The organism is Aquamicrobium lusatiense (genome assembly GCF_014201615.1).
Lineage (GTDB): Bacteria > Pseudomonadota > Alphaproteobacteria > Rhizobiales > Rhizobiaceae > Mesorhizobium > Mesorhizobium lusatiense.
This window is the reverse complement of record NZ_JACHEU010000001.1, coordinates 342,316-361,156: the sequence shown is the minus strand read 5'-3', so window position 1 is coordinate 361,156 and position 18,841 is coordinate 342,316. Positions and strand designations below refer to the sequence as shown.

The following is an 18,841-nucleotide window of genomic DNA, read 5'->3' as shown; positions in this document are numbered from 1 at the left end:
TCTGAAAATCCAGCCGGAAGCTTTCGCTTTTGTCCATCGCCCTCATCATCGAGCAATTGCTGAACGGATTGCAGCTCGGCGTCATGCTGTTCCTGATTGCGGCCGGCCTGACGCTGATCTTCGGCGTCATGGGGCTGATCAACCTCGCCCATGGCTCGCTCTACATGATCGGGGCTTTTGCCTGTGCGGCCGTCGCCGCGGCGACCGGCTCGTTCTGGCTGGGGCTGGCGGCGAGCCTTGCCGCCGCCGCCGCCGCCGGGGCACTGATGGAAATGGCCATTATCCGCCGGCTTTATGAGCGCGATCATCTCGATCAGGTGCTGGCGACCTTCGCGCTGATCCTCATCCTGTCGGAAGGCACGCGCTGGATGTTCGGCTCCTTCCCGCTCTATCTCGACATTCCGCCGCTGTTGCAGGGCGCGGTGCCGCTGCCGGGTGGCGGGCAATACCAGCTTTACCGGCTGGCGATCATCGGCGTCGGCATCGTCGTGGCGGTGGGTCTCTACCTGCTGATTTCGCGCACAAGGCTCGGTATGCGCATCCGCGCCGGCGAAAGCGACCGCGAGATGATCGCCGCGCTCGGCGTCGACATCCGCACGCTCTACACGGTGGTGTTTGCGCTAGGTGCTGCCCTTGCCGGTCTTGCCGGCGCGCTGGTCGGCGCGCTGCAATCTGTTCAGGTGGGTATGGGCGAGCCGGCGCTGATCCTTGCCTTCGTGGTCATCGTCATTGGCGGCATCGGCTCGATCAAGGGCGCGCTGGTCGGGGCCATTCTGGTCGGGGTGGTCGATACGATGGGCCGTTTCCTGCTGCCCAAGCTGCTGGCGCTGACCATGCCCGCTTCGCAGGCCAATCTGGTGGGGGCAGCCCTTGCCTCGATGCTCATCTACATTCTCATGGCGCTGATCCTGGCATTGCGGCCGCGCGGCCTGTTCGCGGGGCAGGCATGATGGCTCTGTCGCGCGGAACGCTGGTCAGCGCGCTGCTGCTCGTGCTGCTGGTCGCCATTCCCGTGGCGGCGACGATGGCGGGCGAGCCGTTCTACGTGACGCTTGCCACCCGCATCGCCATTCTGGCGCTGGCGGCGGTGGGGCTGAACATCGCGCTCGGCCTTGGCGGGCTGGTGTCGTTCGGACACGCCGCCTTCTTCGGCCTTGGCGGCTATGTCGCCGGCATCTTCGCCACCCACGCCTTCAATGGCGAGCCGCTGCCGTTCGGCCTTACGGCGACCACCTCCATGCCGGTGATCTGGCTGAGCGCCATGGCGCTGTGCGGACTTGTGGCGCTGCCGATCGGGGCGATCAGCCTGCGCACCTCGGGCGTCTATTTCATCATGATCACGTTGGCCTTCGCCCAGATGATCTATTATTTCGCCGTCTCCTGGCCGAGCTATGGCGGCGAGGACGGGCTGTCGATCTATGTGCGCAACGGCTTTCCGGGCCTGAATACGGCGCAACCCTTGCCCTATTTCCTGCTTTGCCTCGGCGTTCTGGCGGCGGGGCTCGTGCTGTTCCAGCTCATCAAGGGCTCGCGCTTCGGCACGGCGCTGGAAGCCTCGCGGCAGAACCCGACGCGGCTTGCGGCCGTCGGCATCGCACCGTTCGCCATCCGGCTGGTCGCCTTCGCCGTTTCGGCCATGGTGACGGGGCTGGCCGGCGCGCTGTTTGCCGATCTCAACCGCTTCGTCAGCCCCTCCATGCTGTCCTGGCACATGTCGGGCGAGCTGATCGTGCTCATCATCCTTGGCGGCAAGGGCCGGCTGTTCGGTCCGCTGGCCGGGGCGATGGTCTATGTCCTGTTTGAATATGCGCTGGGGGGCATCACCGAGCGCTGGCAGTTCTTCCTCGGGCTGATCCTGCTTGGCGTGGTGCTGTTCGCGCGCGGGGGACTTCTCGGACTTCTGGCCGGAAAGGCGCGCCATGGCTGAGCCCGTCCTCCAGCTTTCCGATCTGCGGAAGAACTTCGGCGCGCTCAAGGCCACCGACGGCGTGAGCCTCGACCTGCGCGCGGGCGAAATCCATGCGCTGATCGGCCCCAACGGGGCCGGCAAGAGCACGCTGATCCACCAGATCTGCGGGTCGATCCGGCCCGACAGCGGCACCATCCGCTTTCTCGGCGAGGATATGGCCGGGCTCGACATGGCGGCGCGGGTGCGCAAGGGGCTGGGGCGCAGTTTCCAGATCTCCTCGCTGGCGTCGGAATTTTCCGCTGTGCGCAACGTCATGCTGGCCGTGCAGGCAAGGCAGGGGTCCAGCTTCCGCTTCCTGCGCCCGGTGGCGAGCGATGGCAGCCTGACCGGGCCCGCCATGGCGATACTGGAGCGTGTCGGGCTTGAGGCGCGGGCGAAGGTGCCAGCGGCGGAACTGTCGCATGGCGAGCGTCGCCAGCTCGAGATCGCCATTGCACTGGCGCTGGGGCCGAAAGCCTTCCTGTTCGACGAGCCGATGGCGGGGCTTGGGCCGGAAGGCTCGAAACGGCTGACCGGATTTCTCGATGGCCTGCGTCACGAAGCGCCGATCCTGCTGGTCGAGCACGACATGGATGCCGTCTTCGCGCTTGCCGACCGCATCTCGGTGCTGGTCTATGGCCGCATCATCGCCACCGGCACCGTGGCCGAAATCCGCTCCGATGCGGAGGTCCGGCGCGCCTATCTCGGAGATGGGGCATGAGCCTGCTCGTCCTCAATGGTGTTGAAAGCTTCTATGGCGCCTCGCAGGCGCTGTTCGGTGTCGATCTTGCCATCGAGGATGGCGAGGTGGTGGCGCTGATGGGCCGCAACGGCATGGGTAAGACCACGACCATCAATTCCATCCTCGGCCTTGTGCGGCCGCGCGCGGGCTCGGTCCGCTTTGCCGGCAGCGAACTGGCGGGCTTGCGCCCGCATCGCATCGCACGGCTGGGGCTCGGCCTTGTGCCGGAAGGACGGCGCTGCTTCCCCAATCTCACCGTGGAAGAAAATCTTTTGGTGGCGGCGCGCGGCAGTGACTGGACACTGGAGCGGGTGAACGACCTGTTCCCGCGCCTCGGTGAGCGTCGCGGCCAGTACGCCAACACGCTGTCAGGCGGCGAGCAGCAGATGCTGGCCATCGGCCGGGCGCTGATGACCAATCCGCGCCTGCTGATCCTCGATGAGGCGACGGAGGGGCTCGCTCCGGTGATCAGGCAGGACATCTGGGCGGCGATCCGCAAGCTGAAGGCCTCCGGCCAGTCGATCCTCGTGGTCGACAAGACCCTGTCGGAATTGCTGCCGGTCGCCGACCGCTGCTTCGTGCTGGAAAAGGGCGTCACCGTATTTGCCGGCACGCCACAGGCGCTGACATCCGACTTGCAGGACCGCTATCTGGGCGTTTGAGCCCTGAGCCTCGTTCTCATCCGGGAAACCGTCGCCATGCGATGGCTTCCCGGTTCATGGGCCGGATGATTGGGAAAGGTCAGGTCACCGCGGCGCGCACGGCGAAGCGTGGCTCTTTCCACACGCCGCTCGCCAGAATGTCTTCCAGAACGGCCACCGCATCCCAGACATCGCGATAGCTGGTGTAGAGCGGCGTGAAGCCGAAGCGGAGTGTGGACGGGGCGCGGAAATCGCCGATCACGCCGCGCTCGATCAGCGCCTGCATCACCTCATAGGCATGGTCATGCACGAACGGCACCTGACTTCCCCGGCTGGTGCGGGCGCAGGTGGTTTCCAGCGAAACGCCATATTGGCCGCAGCGGGACTCGACCAGTTCGATGAACAGGTCGGTCAGGGCGAGGCTCTTCTCCCGCAGCGCCTGCATGTCGACCTCGTCCCAGATGTCGAGAGCGCCCTTGAGTGCCCGCATCGACAGGATCGGCTGGGTGCCGCACTGGAAACGGCGTATGCCTTCAGCCGCCGCAAATCCGGTTTCCATGGCGAAGGGGCGGGCATGACCCCACCAGCCGGAAAGCGGCTGTACGATATTGTCGTGATGCCGGCGGGCCGCGTAGACGAAGGCCGGGGCGCCGGGGCCGCCATTGAGGTATTTGTAGGTGCAGCCGACGGCGAAGTCGGCCCCGGCGGCGTCGAGCTCCACCGGCAGGGCGCCGGCGCTGTGGCACAGGTCCCAGACGGCGAGCGCGCCGGCATCGTGGATACGCTTGGTCAGCGCCGCCATGTCGCGCAGGGTGCCGCTCTTGAAGTTGACGTGGTTGACGAGCACCACGGCCACCGTCTCGTCGATGAGATCCTCGATCGCCGGCGCATCGATGCCTTCCAGTTTCAGCGACGTGCCCGGACGGGTCGAGACGACGCCTTCGGCGACATAGAGATCGGTCGGGAAGGAGCCGCTTTCGGCGACGATGGTGTTGCGGCCGGGACGCAGGGCGAGTGCGGCATGGAGGGCCTTGAAGATGTTGACCGAGGTGGTGTCGCCGACCACGATCTGGCCCTCGGCGGCACCCACCAGCCGGCCGATGCGGTCGCCGAGCTTCACCGGCATGTCGAACCAGCCGGCCGTGTTCCATGAGCGGATCAGGTCCTGGCTCCATTCCTGCCGGGCAGCCGTTTCGAGCTCCGCAAGTGCGGCATGCGAGGCAGCACCCAGCGAATTGCCGTCGAGATAGATCACGCCTTCGGGCAGCACGAACCGATCGCGGAATGCGCGCAGCGGATCGGCCGCATCAAGCGCCTCGATAGCGGAAAGATCGGGAAGAGCGGACATGTAAACCTCCGGGGGCTTTTTCTGCTTTTCTCCGCATTCGGAGAAAAGCTCCAGCCCCTTGTTCTGGCGCAATTCTGAACGCAAAGCCGCTTCGCACTTTTGCTGGAATTGCTAAGGCGGGCCACGCCGTGGGAGCAGAGGCATTGCCCGATTGTGTGGGTTACGGGCTGCCGGCGAAGCGCTGAGGCTTCGCCGGAGCTTTTTGCGGAGCGTACTCCCTATTCGCGGAACGTTTCCTTGGCGGCGGCGGGGCCGCGGCCGCGCTTGATGCTGGGCAGCGCCAGCATGATCAGCACGAAGAGGCCGGTGGCCAGCTTCAGGTCGGGCGGCGGCATGCCGGCGGCAAGGCACAGCGATACGAGCTGGTAGTAGACGATGGCGCCGACAAACGGGGCCAGAAGCTGGCGCAGCACGGTCTGCTTGCCGGTGATCGCCTCGCCGATCATCAGCGCGGCCAGACCGTTGATCAGCACGCCGATGCCCATGTTGACGTCGGCAAAGCCCTGGCTCTGCACCATCAGCGCGCCGCCGGTGGCCGAGAAGGCGCCGGCGAGGCCAATGCCGCCGATGGTGGCCGCCCAGACATTGATGCCCTGCGCTTCGGCCATATCCGGATTGGAGCCGACCGCGCGCATGGCGGTGCCCTTCTCGGTCTTGAAGTAGAAGTAGAGCAGGCAAAACACCGCCAGAACGACGATGCCGGCGACCACGATCTTGGAGGCCGGGAACCCGCCCTGCAGGCCCGGCACCCAGTCGAAGACGGTGGCGTTGCCGAACACGGACAGGTTGGAGCGGCCCATGATGCGCAGATTGACGCTGTAGAGCATGGTCATGACCAGAATGCCGGCCAGAAGCGTGTGGATGCGGAAGCGCAGATGGATGAAGGCCGTGCAGCAGCCGGCCACGAAGCCGGCGAGCAGAGCGCCGGCAATGGCGACGACCGGCGAAGCGCCGGCGATCATCAGCACGCCGCAGACGCTGCCGCCCAGCGGGAAGGCGCCTTCGCTGGTCAGGTCGGGAAAGCTCAGCATGCGGAACGGGATCATGATGCCGAGCACGACAAAGCTCAGGATCAGGCTCTGCGCCAGCGTGACGGGAATGAGCGAGACGAAGCTCGACAGGGTGGTTTCGATGAAGCCCATGATGTCAGCTCGCCAGCAGCATGCGGTCGGTCTTGACGGAGAAGTGGCCGATCAGGTCCACCACCGTCACGTTTTTCTTTTCCTCGCCGGCGATTTCCAGCTTCACCTTGCCAGCATCCAGCATGATGACACGGTCGCCGAAGTCGACGGCGTGCTGCATGTTGTGGGTCACCATCAGCGTGGTCAGCTTCAGCGAGGAAACGGTGCGGATGGTGGCCTGCATGACGATGTCGGCGGTGCGCGGGTCGAGCGCTGCGGTGTGCTCGTCGAGCAGCAACACATCCGGCCGGTCGCTCACCGCCATGATCAGCGACAGCGACTGGCGCTGGCCGCCGGAAAGCAGCTCGACCTTGGTGTCGAGGCGGTTTTCAAGGCCGAGGCCGAGCACCGAAAGGCGCTCGCGATACTCAGCCAGACGGCCGGCATTCAGGCCGGGCCGGAACGTGCGGCTTTTGGCGCGCAGTTCGGCCAGCAGCATGTTCTCGGCCACCGTCATCGAGGCGGCGGTGCCGCGCATCGGGTCCTGAAACACGCGCGCCAGCCGTGCGGCGCGCTTGTGAACTGGCATCGAGGTGACGTCGGCGCCGTTGATGAGGATCTTGCCGGAATCGAGCACCAGCGAGCCCGAGATGGCGTTGAGCATGGAGCTCTTGCCGGCGCCGTTGGAGCCGATGACGACGCCGAATTCGCCGGTGGCGAGCGTCAGATTGAGATTGTCGAGCGCGACCTTCTCGTCGGGCTGACCCCGATAGAAGACCTTGCGCGCGGACCGGACTTCCAGCATCCGCACCTCCTGCGCGTTTCCAAAAGAACTTAAGAAAAAGGCGGCGCTTTCAGAGCGCCGCCATTTCCGGCGATGGAGATATTCGTCAGTCGACGAAGCATCCGCAATCATCGAGGGCGGCCGGGATTTCGAGGCCGAACTCCTTGGCGGACTTCTTCGAGATCACCATGACGTGGTCCTCGTAAGCAGGCTTGGAGGGGGCGATGGACTTCGGATCCTCGCCCTTGAGGATGCGCACGGCGATCTTGCCGGCGTTCTCGCCGACCTTGTCGTAGTTGACGGCAAAGCTTGCCGGAACCACACCCTCGCGGACAGCACCGTCGTCGGAGTTGACGATCGGGATGCCGGCCTGGCGGGCGGCGGCGGCCACGGCGGCAACGGCCGGCTGCAACAGGTTCGAGGTCGGAACGTAGATCACATCGGCCTTGCCGGCGAAGGAGGCAACGCGCTGCTGGATGTCGTTGACGTTGTCGACGCCGACGGCAACGATCTCCAGACCGGCATCCTTCGCCAGTTCGCGGGCGCTGTCGACCAGCGCCACGTCATTGGCCTCGCCTGGATTGTAGGGAATGCCGAAGCGCGTGGCGTTGGGCATCAGCTCCCTGGTGAACTTCATCACGGCGGCCAGATCCTGAAGGTCGGAAGAGCCGGTGATGCCCTCGCCGCCTTCATCCCAGGACGGCACCAGCTTGGCGGCGACCGGATCGGTAACGGCGGTGAAGACGATCGGAATGCCGGAGCCCGCGAGCGCCTTCTGGGCGATCTGCGAAACCGGGGTGGTGACGGTGTAGATCAGCTTCGGCTGCTCGGCCTGCAGCTTGGCGATCATCTGCGGCACCAGCGAAGCGTCGAAATTGGTGTGGCTTTCGGTGTAGACGACATCCTTGCCGTCTTCGTAGCCGGCGTCGGAAATGGCGCGCTTGAAGCCTGCAATGGCAATGTTGAGCTGCGAGTGCTCACCGAAATTGGCGATGCCGATGCGGACAGGATCCGCCGCCGCCGTCATGGCGCTTGCCAGCATGGCGCCGGCGACAACAATTCCGGACAGCCAGCCGGATTTCGACATGTTCATTGTAACCTCCCGAGACATCGACCATCGGCGTTTTCATTTTCGCCTTGGGGCGTGATCATACCGGCTTCGGAAGTCTTGTCAAACGTATATATATAGATCGGAGGAATGCAGCGGATGATATATAATTTGGCTCTGGAGCCATTTCATATATAATTCGTGCGGAGCCGGGGAGGAGACGCGATCATGGCCGGAGACGGCCTGATGCAAGCGGATGGCACGATGCAGGAAGAAACCCGACAGAGCAAGACGGAAGCAGCCTACAGCCTGCTGCGGCGCGATATTCTGGCCACCCGGCTGAAACCGGGGGCGGCGCTGAAACTGGGCGCGTTGCGCGATGCCTATGGCGTCGGCTGGACGCCGCTGCGCGAGGCGTTGTCGCGGCTGGAGGCGGAGAAGCTGGTCACAGCCATCTCCAATCGCGGTTTCGCGGTGGCGCCGGTGTCGAAGGGCGAGCTTGAGGATCTGGCGCGAGCGCGCATGGTGGTGGAGTTACCGCTGTTGCTGGAATCGATCGCCAACGGTGATGAGGCGTGGGAGGCGGCGGTCGTCACCAGCCATTTCCGTCTGTCGCGCTGCAAGATCGCGCCCGACGATCCGTCAGAAGCTGCGGTTGACGAATGGGATGAAAAGCACAGTGCTTTCCATGATGCCCTGCTGAGCGCTGCGCGATCAAGCTGGCTGCTGCGCTTCCACGCCACGATCTCCGATCAGTTGCGCCGGCACCATCGCTTTCTGGGTCTGGCACCTACCCTGCGCGCCGCTGAAGGGCGGCAGGAAGGCTATGAGGCAGCGGTGACGGCGTTGCGCGAAGCAATGGGGATCGAGCATCACACGGCGCTGATGGAGGCGGCGCTCGACCGCGACATGGAGCGGGCGCGCCGGCTGATGGAAGAGCATATCGGCTACACGCTCCATGCCTATATTCAGGCCGGGGAAGAAGCGGGGCGCCGCAAAAGGTCGGACAAGGCCGGGAGCAGAAAGGCCGCTGTGGAATGAACGCCCCGCAAAGACCGGTGCTTGCAGCGATGCAGGCGGCGCAAGCACGCCTCGTCGCTTATATGCAGCCGACTCCGCTGGTGCCGCTCGATCTCGGGCTTCCGGACCGGCGCATTTTCCTGAAGCTGGAAACGCTCTCGCCCATCGGCGCTTTCAAGCTGCGGCCGGCGCTCAATGCGCTGCTGTCGCGAAAGCAGGCGGAGCTGTCCAGCGGCGTCGCCACGGTCAGTTCCGGCAACATGGCCTATGGCATGGCGTGGGCGGCCCACGCGCTCGGCGTGAAGATGGCCGCCTACATGTATGAAGGCGCGCCGCAGACCAAGATCGACGGCGTGCGGGGTCTCGGCGGCGAGGTGCGTTTCATAGGCATGGACGACTGGTGGCGCTACATCACCGATGCCGACCGTCCGCAGCTTGACGAGTTGCTGATCAATCCGGTCACCGATCAGGCCGTGCTGGACGGCAACGGCACCATCGGGCTCGAAATCGTCGAGGCGCTGCCTGAGGTCGATGTGGTCTTCACTCCCTATGGCGGGGGCTCGATGACAACGGGTGTCGCCAGCGCTATGCGGGCGCTGAAGCCGGACACAAAAATTCTGGCCGTCGAGGACGAGAATGCCGCGCCGGTCACCGCGGCTCTCGCCGCCGGCCGCATCGTGGATATCGAAACGAAGCCGTCCTTCATCAAGAGCATAGGCGGACCTTCGCTGGTGCCGCAGCTGTGGCCCGTGGCGCGCGAGCTGATCGACGGCGCCGAGACCGTCAGCCTCGAGCAGGTGACGGATGCCATGCGGCTTCTGTTTTCGCGGGCCAGGGTGGTGGCGGAGGGTGCAGGTGCTGCTTCGCTTGCCGCCGCCCTTTCCAGTCCGCGCGCGCAAGGCAATGTGGTGTGCGTGATCTCCGGCGGCAACATCGATGCGGACGCCTATGCGACGGTGCTTGCAGGCGGCATTCCCCGGCCCTGACGCCCTGCCGATGCAAGCTGCGGCTTGTCCAGACCGGCTAAACGGCTCTACAAGAGCCGGATTGCTGGAGGACGACCGGGCCGGAGATGAACGAGATCAGGGACGACGAGCGTCAGGCCGAATGGCTGGACGGGGAGACCAAGGTGCTGGAGGCGCCGGGCGACCATGGCGCGGAAATTCGCCTGTGGCTCAGGCTCCTGACCTGCGCGACGCTGGCTGAGACCGAGATCCGGCGGCGGTTGCGCGAGGAGTTCGACTTCACCCTGCCGCGCTTCGACCTGATGGCGCAGCTCGAACGCGCCGAAAACGGCATGGTGCTGGGCGAGGTTTCGCGGCGCATGATGGTTTCGGCCGGCAATCTTACCGCGCTGGTCGAGCGGCTGGTGGAGATGGGCTATGTCAGCCGCACTGTCTCGCCGAAGGATCGCCGCGTTCAGATCATCGCCCTGACCGATGAGGGACGTGCCGCATTCCGCACCATGGCGGACCGCCATGGCGAATGGATCGGCGAATTGTTCGGCCATCTGTCGCGCAATGACGAAGCCTTGCTGATGGATGCACTGGGCCGGCTCAAGGGTTCGATCCGTCAGGCACTGTCGGTCACCTAACCCCCTTTTCGCCGGCTGGTGCATGGTTCCCGCCAGTTCGCCCGGCGGGAGAGTTGCGATTTTTGCGTCACTCCAAGAAACTTTAAGCTTGAAGTTTTTTTCGGAATGCTCTTTCTTGAGAGCGGCAAAGGTGGTGTTCAGGCTCCGCCATGCCGATGACGGGAGGAACGATCATGCGCATTGTCTGCATCGGAGGCGGGCCGGCCGGTCTCTATTTCGCCCTGCTGATGAAAAAGCAGAATCCCGCGCATCGGGTGACCGTGGTCGAGCGCAACCGGGCCTTCGACACGTTCGGATGGGGCGTGGTGTTTTCCGATGCCACCATGCAGTCGATGCGCGAGTGGGACCCGCAGACGGCCGCCACCATCGAGGACGCCTTCAACCACTGGGACGACATCGAGCTGGTGTTCAAGGGTCGCAAGATCCGCACCACCGGCCACGGCTTCGTCGGCATCGGCCGCAAGAAGATGCTCAACATATTGCAGGAGCGCTGCCTCGAACTCGGCGTCGAGCTGGTGTTTGAGCAGGATGTGCAGAGCGACGAGGAATTCGCCGATGCCGACCTGATCATCGCTTCGGACGGCGTCAATTCGCGCATCCGCACCCGCTATGAAAACGTGTTCCGGCCCGACATGCTGATGCGGCCCAACCGCTATATCTGGCTCGGCACCGACAAGGCCTTCGATGCCTTCACCTTCGATTTCCAGCGCACCGAGCATGGCTGGTTTCAGGCGCATATCTACAAGTTCGACGACAGCACCTCGACCTTCATCGTCGAGACCACCGAGGACGTGTTCAACGCCCACGGCATCGGCGAGATGGATCAGGACCAGTCGATCGCCTTCTGTGAAAAGCTGTTCGCGGATACGCTGGGCGGCTCGCGCCTGATGAGCAATGCGCGCCATCTGCGCGGCTCCGCATGGCTGAATTTCGGCCGGCTGATCTGCGAGAAGTGGAGCCATTTCAACGGCAAAAGCCATGTCGTGCTGATGGGCGACAGCGCTCACACCGCCCATTTCGCCATCGGCTCGGGCACCAAGCTCGCCATCGACGACGCCATCGAGCTGACCCGCCAGTTCAACGCCTTCGGCCACGATGCGAAAAATATCCCGGCCGTGCTGGACGCTTATGAGGAGGTGCGCCGCATCGATGTCGCGCGCATCCAGAACGCGGCCCGCAACGCCATGGAATGGTTCGAGGTCGTTGGGCATCGCTATGCCGACCGGCTTGAACCCGAACAGTTCATGTATTCCATGCTGACCCGCTCGCAGCGCATCAGCCACGAAAACCTGCGCCTGCGCGACCCTGAATGGCTGGAAGGCTACGAGCGCTGGTTCGCGAAACGGGCCGGCGTGGAGCCGGCAGCCGACGGCAGCGTGCCGCCGCCCATGTTCACGCCCTACACGGTGCGCGGCCTGACCCTGCGCAACCGCATCATCGTGTCGCCCATGGCCATGTATTCCGCCACGGACGGGCTGGCCGACGATTTTCACATGGTGCATCTCGGCGCACGCGCCATGGGTGGGGCAGCCCTCATCTTCCCCGAGATGACCTGCACTTCGCCGGATGCCCGCATCACGCCGGGCTGTCTTGGCCTTTGGAACGACGAGCAGGCTGCGGCGTTGAAACGCATCGTCGATTTCGTGCATGGCCAGACGCCGGCGAAAATCGGCATCCAGCTTGGCCATGCCGGCCGCAAGGGTTCCACAAAGCGCGGCTGGGAAGGCATGGACCAGCCGCTTGATGAAGAGAACTGGCCGCTTCTTTCGGCTTCCGCCATTCCCTATCTGCCGCAGTCGCAGGTGCCGCGCGCCATGACACGGGACGATATGGACCGCGTCGTTGCCGATTTCGTCGCGGCCACGAAACGTGCCGCAGCGGCCGGTTTCGACATTCTTGAAATCCACGCCGCGCATGGCTATCTGCTGTCGTCCTTCCTGTCGCCGCTGACCAACCGGCGTGATGACGCGTATGGCGGCAGTCATGAGAACCGCGCCCGCTTCCCGCTGGAGGTGTTTCGCGCCGTGCGCGCGGCATGGCCGCAGGATCGCCCGATCTCGGTGCGCCTCTCGACCACCGACTGGCACGAGGGCGGCAACACGCCGGAGGATGCCGCCATCTTTGCGCGGATGTTCAGGGAGGCCGGCGCCGATCTCATCGACTGCTCGACCGGGCAGGTGGTGACCGACGACAGCCCCGTTTACGGGCGGCTGTGGCAGACGCCGATGTCGGACAAGATCCGCAACGAGGTCGGCGTTGCGACCATCGCGGTCGGCGCGATCTCCGAGGCCGATCATGCCAATTCCGTCATTGCCGCCGGCCGTGCCGACCTGTGCGCCGTCGCCCGCCCGCATCTGGCCGATCCGTCCTTCGTTCTGCATGAGGCGGCGAAGATCGGTTTTTCCGGCGTGGAATGGCCGAAGCAATATCTGTCGGCGCGTTCGCAGTACGAAAACAATCTGGCCCGCGCGGCCGCAGAAGCGGCAGGCCGGAAATGAGCGCGCAACACGCCTTCGTCACCGGGGCGGGCACCGGCATCGGCCGGGCCATCGCGCTGGCGCTGGCGGGCAAGGGTTTTGCCGTCTCATTGGCGGGGCGGCGGGCCGGACCGCTTCAGGCGGTTGCCGCCGAAATCGTGGCTTTGGGCGGCAAGGCGCTGGTGGTCGACGGTTTCGACGTGATCGACGAGCAGGCAGTTGCCGCTGGCGCTGCGCAGGCAATTTCGGCGTTGGGCGAGGTCTCGGTGCTGGTCAATTGTGCCGGCGAAGCGCCGTCCGCGCCCTTTGAAAAAACCGATCCTGGGCTGTGGAACCACGTCGTCGCGGTCAATCTCACCGGCACCTATCTGGTCACGCGCGCGCTGCTGCCCTCGCTGCGCAAGGCCGGCTCGGCGCGCATCATCAACATCGCCAGCACCGCCGGCATGACCGGCTACGCTTACGTTTCCGCCTATTGCGCGGCCAAGCATGGCGTGGTCGGGCTGACGCGGTCGCTGGCGCTGGAATTGGCGCGCACCGGCATCACCGTCAATGCCGTCTGCCCCGGCTTCACCGATACGCCGCTGCTCGATGCGGCAGTGGACAACATCACCGGCAAGACCGGGCGCAGCGCCGACGATGCGCGGGCGGCGCTGGCGCGGGCAAACCCGCAGGGCAGGCTGGTCACGCCGCAGGAGGTCGCCGATGCCGTGCTGTGGCTGGCCGGCGAAGGGGCCGGCGCCGTCACCGGGCAGGCGATCGCGGTGGCCGGCGGTGAAGTGATGAACTGAAACCGGGAGGACATGATGGCAGAAAAAGATGAAGTCGAAGGCGGGATCACCGCGAACGGCAAAGGCTACGGGAATGTGGAGTGGAACATTCTCGGCCAGCGTTATTTCCCCAAATCCGTCGGCGCTTCGAGCTTTGCGTTCGAGACCAACAGTGCGGCCGGTCAGTTCGTTCCGGTGCATGTTCACCCGACGCAGGATGAGTTCATCCTCGTTCAGGAGGGCGAGTTGCAGGTGAAGCTGGATGGCAAGTGGTTCACCGCTTCCGCCGGCGATCTCGTGCGCATGCCGCGCGGTGTCCCGCATGGCTATTTCAACAAAACCGACAAGCCTGCCCGCGCCCTGTTCTGGGTGTCGCCGGCCGGGCGGCTGAAAGAGCTTTTTGAGAAGCTGCACAACATGACCGACACCGACGAGGTGGTGAAGGTCTCGGCTGAACACGATGTGGATTTTCTGCCGCCTTCCGCCAACGACTGAGCGGGCCGGACAAGAGGAAGAGAGTTTGTCATGACCAATGCCATGCAGGCCAAGCTCCGGCCGTTCCGGGATTTCCAGCCGAAGCATTTTCGCTTTGAGACGGATGAGGACGGGGGCGTGGCAACGATCACGCTCAACCGGCCGGACAAGAAGAACCCGCTCACCTTCGAGAGCTACGAGGAGCTGGGCGATCTGTTCCGGGCGCTGACGCGCGCCAGCGATGTGCGCTGCGTGGTGCTGACCGGCGAGGGCAACAATTTCTGCTCCGGCGGCGACGTGTTCGAGATCATCGAGCCGCTGACGGTCATGAAGATGCCGGACCTTCTGGCCTTCACCCGCATGACCGGCGATCTGGTGCGCCAGATCCGCGCCTGCCCGCAGCCGGTGATCGCCGCGGTGGACGGCATCTGTGCCGGGGCGGGCGCGATCCTCGCCATGGCATCCGACTATCGCCTTGCCACGCCTGAGGCGAAAACCGCCTTCCTGTTCACGCGCGTCGGGCTGGCCGGGGCCGATATGGGCGCCTGCGGCATTCTTCCGCGCATCATCGGGCAGGGCCGGGCAGCGGAGCTTCTGTTCACCGGCCGGGTGATGACGGCGGCGGAAGGCCATAACTGGGGCTTTTACAATGAGATTGCCGAACGCGATGCGCTTCTGGGGCAGGCGCAGGCCTTCGCCCGCAGGCTGGCGGACGGTCCGTGGTTCGCCCATTCCATGACCAAGAAGATGCTCGATCAGGAATGGGCGATGGGCATCGAGGAAATGCTGGAATCGGAAGCGCAGGCGCAGGCGATCTGCATGGCGACCGGCGATTTTCGTCGCGCCTTCGAGGCGTTCGCGGCCAAGGCCAAGCCCGATTTCAAGGGGAACTGAGCCATGGCGCATTCCTCGACCCCGGCCTCGACCCCGGCCCCAACCCCGGCAAAGCCGCCACCCCGCGACCATCTCGACTGGCCCTTCTATGGCGACGGGCATCGGGCGCTGGCGGCGGAGGCAGACGCGTTCATCGCTGCCGGCGGGCTTGGCGAGATCGACCATGGCGATGCTGACGCGGCCTGCAGGGCGCTGGTGAAGAAACTCGGCGCTGCCGGTTTCCTGCGCCATTGCGTGCCTGAGGCTTATGGCGGCATTTCGCCGGAGATCGACAGCCGCTCGCTGTGCATTCTGCGTGAGACGCTGGGCCATGAGGATGGGCTGGCCGATTTCGCCTTCGCCATGCAGGGGCTTGGCACGGGGGCCATCAGCCTTTCGGATAGCGAGGACCTGAAACAGAAGATCCTGCCGAAGATCGCGAAGGGCGAACTGATTTCGGCTTTCGCGCTGACAGAGCCCGACGCCGGGTCGGACGTGGCGGCAATGAGCTGCTCTGCCCGCCGCGACGGTGACCATTATGTGCTCGATGGCGAGAAGATTTTCATCTCCAATGGCGGTATCGCCGATGTCTACACGGTCTTTGCCCGCACCGGCGAGGCACCCGGCACGCGCGGCATTTCGGCTTTTGTCGTCGATGCCGATACGCCCGGCTTCATAATCGCCGAGCGCATCGAGACCATCGCCCCGCATCCGCTGGCGCTGATCCGTTTCGAGAACTGCCGCATTCCGGCAGGGCGCCTGCTGGGAGCGCCGGGTGAGGGCTTCAAGATCGCCATGCGCACGCTCGACATCTTCCGGCCTTCGGTAGCCGCTGCCGCGCTCGGTTTCGCACGCCGCGCGCTTGCGGAAGCCGTCACCCATGCCGGTTCGCGAACGATGTTCGGGGCCACGCTGGCCGATCTTCCGACGGCGCAGAGCACGCTGGGTGAAATGGCGACGGCCATCGACGCGGCGGCACTTCTGGTGGCGCGCACCGCATGGCGGCGCGACGTGCAGAAGCTGCCTGCGACGAAGGAAGCGGCCATGGCCAAGCTGACCGCCACCGAGAACGCACAATGGGTAATCGACCAGGCCGTGCAGATGTTCGGCGGGCGCGGCGTGCAGGTCGGCAACATCACGGAGCGGCTCTATCGCGAGATCCGGGCGCTCAGAATCTACGAAGGCGCCACCGAGGTGCAGAAGCTGATCATCGGCCGTGAGCTGGTGAAACTATCGAGACAGGAGTCGTCATGAGCGAGACCAAGCCCGCAGAGCAGGCCCCGCCCGCAACCTTGCCCCGTACCCCGCATCGCATTCTGCACCCGGAAGGCTGGGACAAGCCTGTCGGCTATTCCAACGGCATCGATGCGCGCGGACGCACCATCTATGTCGGCGGCCAGATCGGCTGGAACGGCCAGATGAAGTTCGAGGCGCACGATCTGCCGGGCCAGATCAGGCAGACGCTGGAAAACGTGCTCGCCATCCTGCGCGAAGGCGGCGCGGGTCCCGAGCACATCACCACCATGACGTGGTACGTCACCGACAAGAAGGTATATTCGGCTTCGCTGAAGGAAATCGGCGCTGCGTGGAAGGCCACGATGGGACGCAATTTCCCGGCCATGGCCGTGGTTGAGGTGTCGGGCCTGATTGAGGACGAGGCGCTGGTCGAGATACAGGCGACGGCGGTTATCCCGGACTGAGCGGCTCGCCTGCCGCCCGCCCGATGGCCGGGCTGACCGGGCCGACTGTGCGGGCCCTTTTGCTGCCTGTGCTGTCAAAGTGGCTCGCCTGCTCTTTTTCCCGGTCCCGAACTGTTCTATATTTTGACCGGAGTGGAACAATCTGCCGGGATCGGGACAGGCATGACAGAGGAATTCGATATCGGCGCGCGGCTCAAGGCGCTGCGCGCAGCCGCTGGCCTGTCGCAGCGCGAACTGGCGGCGCGCGCGAGTGTTCCGCATGCCCAGATTTCGATCATCGAGAAGAACAAGTCGAGCCCTTCCATCGCCACGCTGCGCAAGATACTGGGCGGGCTCGACGTGTCGATGTCGGACTTTTTCGAGGACGACCAGCGCCAGCGGCATGGCCCCTTCTTCGGCGCCGACGATCTCAAGGACCTCACCTCGCGTGTCACGGCGCGGGCTATCGACAAAGGGGAGGGCCGCCTGACGCTGCGCCAGATCGGCGATGCGCGCGCCTATAACCTCCAGATTCTGCACGAGATCTATGAGCCGGGCGCCGATACCGGCGAAGCCATGCTGGCGCATTTCTCGACCGAGGGCGGTTATGTGGTGGAGGGAGAACTGGAGCTCACCGTCGGCGACGATGTGCGGGTTCTGAAAGCGGGCGAATCCTATCTGTTCGACAGCCGCCTGCCGCACCGGTTTCGCAATGCCTCCGAGGGCGTCACCATCGTCATCTCAGCCTGCACACCCCCCTACCTTTGACTAATGGCGCTCAATATATTGAGCGGTATGTTGCGCAAAATTTTGAACGGTGTTAGGAATTCCGCAGGGGCAAGGTCGCCGATATGGCGGCATCTGGGGCGCGGCAGGAATGGAGGCCTGCATCGCGGCATATCCGGAGCCGGGCCCTGCAAGGCAGGCTGAGGAGACGACTGCGTTGATTGCAAAGCATGGTGAAATGCCGTCGCAAACGGTCTGCCTCGTGCAGAGCGGTGCTTTGGTCCGGGCCGGCCGCATCCTTTCATCTGGTGATGCGCCAGGGGGCGCTGCGCCTTCTTCCGCAACAGAGCGAAAAGCGGTCGGGTCCTGTCCGGCCGTCCTTATCTGATCCGAAAAGCTTGACAGTTTTCCGCGACGGTCTTTGGATTGTCGCTGACGGCTTCAGGCATACGAAAACAACAACCTGGCCAAAATGGGAGATAGCATGCGTAAATTGACGGGAATTCTGGCAATCAGCGGCCTGATGGCGGCAACGATGGGCATGATGTCGCCGGTTCAGGCCCGCGACCTCACCGTGGTGTCATGGGGCGGCACCTATCAGGACGCGCAGCGCGAAATCTATTTCAAGCCCTATGCGGAAAAGACCGGCAAGCCGCTTCTGGACGAGGCATGGGATGGCGGCATCGGCGTGCTGCAGGCGAAGGTGAAAGCCGGCAACCCGAACTGGGATGTCGTGCAGGTCGAGGTCGAGGAGCTGGCGCTGGGCTGCGCCGACGGCCTCTATGAAAAGATCGACTGGGCAAAGCTGGGCGGCGAGGACAAGTTCATTCCCTCGGCCGTGAACGAATGCGGCGTCGGCGCGATCGTCTGGTCGACGGCGATCGCCTATGATTCCGAGAAGATCGCCGACGGGCCGCAGTCCTGGGCAGATTTCTGGAACGTGGAGAAGTTCCCGGGCAAGCGCTCGCTGCGCAAGGGGCCCAAATACACGCTCGAATTCGCGCTGATGGCCGATGGGGTTGCCCCCGCCGACGTCTACGACACGCTCGCCACCGACGAGGGTGTGGACCGCGCGTTCAAAAAGCTTGAGGAGCTGAAGCCCAACATCGTGTGGTGGGAAGCCGGCGCCCAGCCGCTGCAATTCCTGGCATCCGGCGAGGTGGCGATGGCTTCCGCCTATAATGGCCGCATCACCGGCATCAACCGTTCGGAAAACCGCAAGTTCAAGGTGGTGTGGCCGGGCTCGATCTATGCCGTCGACAGCTGGGCGATCCTCAAGGATGCCGAGAACAAGGAAGCCGGCATGGATTTCATCGCCTTCGCCAGCCAGCCGGAAAACCAGGCCAAGCTGCCGCAATATGTGGCCTATGGTCTGCCGGCAAAGGATGCGGCGGCGATCGTGCCGGACGAATACAAGGCCGACCTGCCGACCGAGCCTGAAAACATGAAGGACGCTCTGGCGATCGATGTCGATTTCTGGATCGACAATGCCGAGGCCCTGACCCAGCGCTTCAACGCCTGGCTGGCCCAGTAACGGCCACTTCGATGAGAGACGGCACGGGACTGCTATGGTCCCGTGTCCCATTCCCTTTTTGC

The 18,841-nt window shown here is 64.5% G+C and carries 19 protein-coding genes; 15 read left to right on the top strand and 4 right to left on the bottom strand.

Annotated features, from left to right (window positions below):
- The first annotated feature begins 29 nt into the window (after window positions 1-29).
- The 4 genes from HNR59_RS01855 to HNR59_RS01840 are packed head-to-tail and all read left to right on the top strand — an operon-like array spanning window position 30 to window position 3,352.
- A complete protein-coding gene (locus HNR59_RS01855) occupies window positions 30-950 on the top strand; it encodes a branched-chain amino acid ABC transporter permease (RefSeq protein ID WP_183825157.1) in 921 nt (306 codons plus the stop codon).
- Window positions 947-1,927 (top strand): branched-chain amino acid ABC transporter permease, encoded by a 981-nt coding sequence (locus HNR59_RS01850; protein ID WP_210307189.1) that lies wholly within the window; start codon window positions 947-949, stop codon window positions 1,925-1,927. Before HNR59_RS01855 ends, HNR59_RS01850 begins: the two co-directional genes overlap by 4 nt.
- A complete protein-coding gene (locus HNR59_RS01845; protein ID WP_183825154.1) occupies window positions 1,920-2,669 on the top strand; it encodes an ABC transporter ATP-binding protein in 750 nt (249 codons plus the stop codon). The genes HNR59_RS01850 and HNR59_RS01845 overlap by 8 nt, the downstream gene beginning before the upstream one ends.
- Entirely contained in the window at window positions 2,666-3,352 is a 687-nt protein-coding gene (locus HNR59_RS01840; protein ID WP_183825151.1) for an ABC transporter ATP-binding protein, read from the top strand. The genes HNR59_RS01845 and HNR59_RS01840 overlap by 4 nt, the downstream gene beginning before the upstream one ends.
- A gap of 79 nt (window positions 3,353-3,431) precedes the next feature.
- Here HNR59_RS01840 and kynU read toward each other — a convergent pair whose 3' ends face one another.
- The 4 genes from kynU to HNR59_RS01820 all read right to left on the bottom strand — a co-directional run bounded on the left by kynU (window position 3,432) and on the right by HNR59_RS01820 (window position 7,677).
- On the bottom strand, window positions 3,432-4,679 hold the full coding sequence (gene kynU / locus HNR59_RS01835) for a kynureninase (protein WP_183825148.1): 1,248 nt from the start codon (window positions 4,677-4,679) through the stop codon (window positions 3,432-3,434).
- 218 nt (window positions 4,680-4,897) lie between these two features.
- A complete protein-coding gene (locus HNR59_RS01830) occupies window positions 4,898-5,821 on the bottom strand; it encodes an ABC transporter permease (protein WP_183825145.1) in 924 nt (307 codons plus the stop codon).
- Between the two features lie 4 nt (window positions 5,822-5,825).
- A complete protein-coding gene (locus HNR59_RS01825) occupies window positions 5,826-6,605 on the bottom strand; it encodes an ABC transporter ATP-binding protein (RefSeq protein ID WP_183825142.1) in 780 nt (259 codons plus the stop codon).
- 85 nt (window positions 6,606-6,690) lie between these two features.
- The gene (locus HNR59_RS01820; protein ID WP_183825139.1) at window positions 6,691-7,677 is read right to left on the bottom strand and encodes an ABC transporter substrate-binding protein; all 987 of its coding nucleotides are present in this window, start codon (window positions 7,675-7,677) and stop codon (window positions 6,691-6,693) included.
- Between the two features lie 183 nt (window positions 7,678-7,860).
- Between HNR59_RS01820 and HNR59_RS01815 the strand changes: the two genes are divergently transcribed.
- From HNR59_RS01815 to HNR59_RS01765, 11 genes are all read left to right on the top strand, one after another.
- On the top strand, window positions 7,861-8,673 hold the full coding sequence (locus HNR59_RS01815) for a GntR family transcriptional regulator (protein WP_425488611.1): 813 nt from the start codon (window positions 7,861-7,863) through the stop codon (window positions 8,671-8,673).
- The gene (locus HNR59_RS01810; protein WP_183825136.1) at window positions 8,670-9,638 is read left to right on the top strand and encodes a pyridoxal-phosphate dependent enzyme; all 969 of its coding nucleotides are present in this window, start codon (window positions 8,670-8,672) and stop codon (window positions 9,636-9,638) included. The genes HNR59_RS01815 and HNR59_RS01810 overlap by 4 nt, the downstream gene beginning before the upstream one ends.
- 86 nt (window positions 9,639-9,724) lie before the next feature.
- Window positions 9,725-10,246 carry a MarR family winged helix-turn-helix transcriptional regulator gene (locus tag HNR59_RS01805; protein WP_183825134.1) on the top strand — a complete coding sequence of 174 codons (522 nt, stop codon included), beginning with the start codon at window positions 9,725-9,727 and terminating at the stop codon, window positions 10,244-10,246.
- A 173-nt stretch (window positions 10,247-10,419) separates the two neighbouring features.
- Window positions 10,420-12,744, top strand: a complete 2,325-nt coding sequence (locus tag HNR59_RS01800; protein WP_183825131.1) for a bifunctional salicylyl-CoA 5-hydroxylase/oxidoreductase — start codon at window positions 10,420-10,422, stop codon at window positions 12,742-12,744.
- Window positions 12,741-13,514 (top strand): SDR family NAD(P)-dependent oxidoreductase, encoded by a 774-nt coding sequence (locus HNR59_RS01795; protein WP_183825128.1) that lies wholly within the window; start codon window positions 12,741-12,743, stop codon window positions 13,512-13,514. The genes HNR59_RS01800 and HNR59_RS01795 overlap by 4 nt, the downstream gene beginning before the upstream one ends.
- A gap of 15 nt (window positions 13,515-13,529) precedes the next feature.
- Window positions 13,530-13,988 carry a cupin domain-containing protein gene (locus HNR59_RS01790; RefSeq protein ID WP_183825125.1) on the top strand — a complete coding sequence of 153 codons (459 nt, stop codon included), beginning with the start codon at window positions 13,530-13,532 and terminating at the stop codon, window positions 13,986-13,988.
- 30 nt (window positions 13,989-14,018) lie between these two features.
- Window positions 14,019-14,861: an enoyl-CoA hydratase family protein gene (locus HNR59_RS01785; RefSeq protein ID WP_183825122.1), complete on the top strand. Its 843-nt coding sequence runs from the start codon at window positions 14,019-14,021 to the stop codon at window positions 14,859-14,861.
- Between the two features lie 3 nt (window positions 14,862-14,864).
- Window positions 14,865-16,094 carry an acyl-CoA dehydrogenase family protein gene (locus tag HNR59_RS01780; RefSeq protein ID WP_183825118.1) on the top strand — a complete coding sequence of 410 codons (1,230 nt, stop codon included), beginning with the start codon at window positions 14,865-14,867 and terminating at the stop codon, window positions 16,092-16,094.
- Window positions 16,091-16,540, top strand: coding sequence for a RidA family protein (locus HNR59_RS01775; RefSeq protein ID WP_183825115.1), 450 nt, complete (start codon window positions 16,091-16,093; stop codon window positions 16,538-16,540). The genes HNR59_RS01780 and HNR59_RS01775 overlap by 4 nt, the downstream gene beginning before the upstream one ends.
- A gap of 162 nt (window positions 16,541-16,702) precedes the next feature.
- Window positions 16,703-17,287, top strand: a complete 585-nt coding sequence (locus tag HNR59_RS01770; RefSeq protein WP_183825112.1) for a cupin domain-containing protein — start codon at window positions 16,703-16,705, stop codon at window positions 17,285-17,287.
- A 481-nt stretch (window positions 17,288-17,768) separates the two neighbouring features.
- Complete coding sequence (locus HNR59_RS01765) at window positions 17,769-18,779, top strand: ABC transporter substrate-binding protein (protein ID WP_246374589.1); 1,011 nt, start codon at window positions 17,769-17,771, stop codon at window positions 18,777-18,779.
- Window positions 18,780-18,841: the final 62 nt, after the last annotated feature.

Coding starts and splice junctions, on each gene's coding strand:
- HNR59_RS01850 (WP_210307189.1), top strand. CDS start 947: ATGATGGCTCTGTCGCGCGGAACGCTGGTCAGCGCGCTGCTGCTCGTG.
- HNR59_RS01845 (WP_183825154.1), top strand. CDS start 1,920: ATGGCTGAGCCCGTCCTCCAGCTTTCCGATCTGCGGAAGAACTTCGGC.
- HNR59_RS01840 (WP_183825151.1), top strand. CDS start 2,666: ATGAGCCTGCTCGTCCTCAATGGTGTTGAAAGCTTCTATGGCGCCTCG.
- kynU (WP_183825148.1), bottom strand. CDS start 4,679: ATGTCCGCTCTTCCCGATCTTTCCGCTATCGAGGCGCTTGATGCGGCC.
- HNR59_RS01830 (WP_183825145.1), bottom strand. CDS start 5,821: ATGGGCTTCATCGAAACCACCCTGTCGAGCTTCGTCTCGCTCATTCCC.
- HNR59_RS01825 (WP_183825142.1), bottom strand. CDS start 6,605: ATGCTGGAAGTCCGGTCCGCGCGCAAGGTCTTCTATCGGGGTCAGCCC.
- HNR59_RS01820 (WP_183825139.1), bottom strand. CDS start 7,677: ATGAACATGTCGAAATCCGGCTGGCTGTCCGGAATTGTTGTCGCCGGC.
- HNR59_RS01815 (WP_425488611.1), top strand. CDS start 7,861: ATGGCCGGAGACGGCCTGATGCAAGCGGATGGCACGATGCAGGAAGAA.
- HNR59_RS01810 (WP_183825136.1), top strand. CDS start 8,670: ATGAACGCCCCGCAAAGACCGGTGCTTGCAGCGATGCAGGCGGCGCAA.
- HNR59_RS01805 (WP_183825134.1), top strand. CDS start 9,725: ATGAACGAGATCAGGGACGACGAGCGTCAGGCCGAATGGCTGGACGGG.
- HNR59_RS01800 (WP_183825131.1), top strand. CDS start 10,420: ATGCGCATTGTCTGCATCGGAGGCGGGCCGGCCGGTCTCTATTTCGCC.
- HNR59_RS01795 (WP_183825128.1), top strand. CDS start 12,741: ATGAGCGCGCAACACGCCTTCGTCACCGGGGCGGGCACCGGCATCGGC.
- HNR59_RS01790 (WP_183825125.1), top strand. CDS start 13,530: ATGGCAGAAAAAGATGAAGTCGAAGGCGGGATCACCGCGAACGGCAAA.
- HNR59_RS01785 (WP_183825122.1), top strand. CDS start 14,019: ATGACCAATGCCATGCAGGCCAAGCTCCGGCCGTTCCGGGATTTCCAG.
- HNR59_RS01780 (WP_183825118.1), top strand. CDS start 14,865: ATGGCGCATTCCTCGACCCCGGCCTCGACCCCGGCCCCAACCCCGGCA.
- HNR59_RS01775 (WP_183825115.1), top strand. CDS start 16,091: ATGAGCGAGACCAAGCCCGCAGAGCAGGCCCCGCCCGCAACCTTGCCC.
- HNR59_RS01770 (WP_183825112.1), top strand. CDS start 16,703: ATGACAGAGGAATTCGATATCGGCGCGCGGCTCAAGGCGCTGCGCGCA.
- HNR59_RS01765 (WP_246374589.1), top strand. CDS start 17,769: ATGGCGGCAACGATGGGCATGATGTCGCCGGTTCAGGCCCGCGACCTC.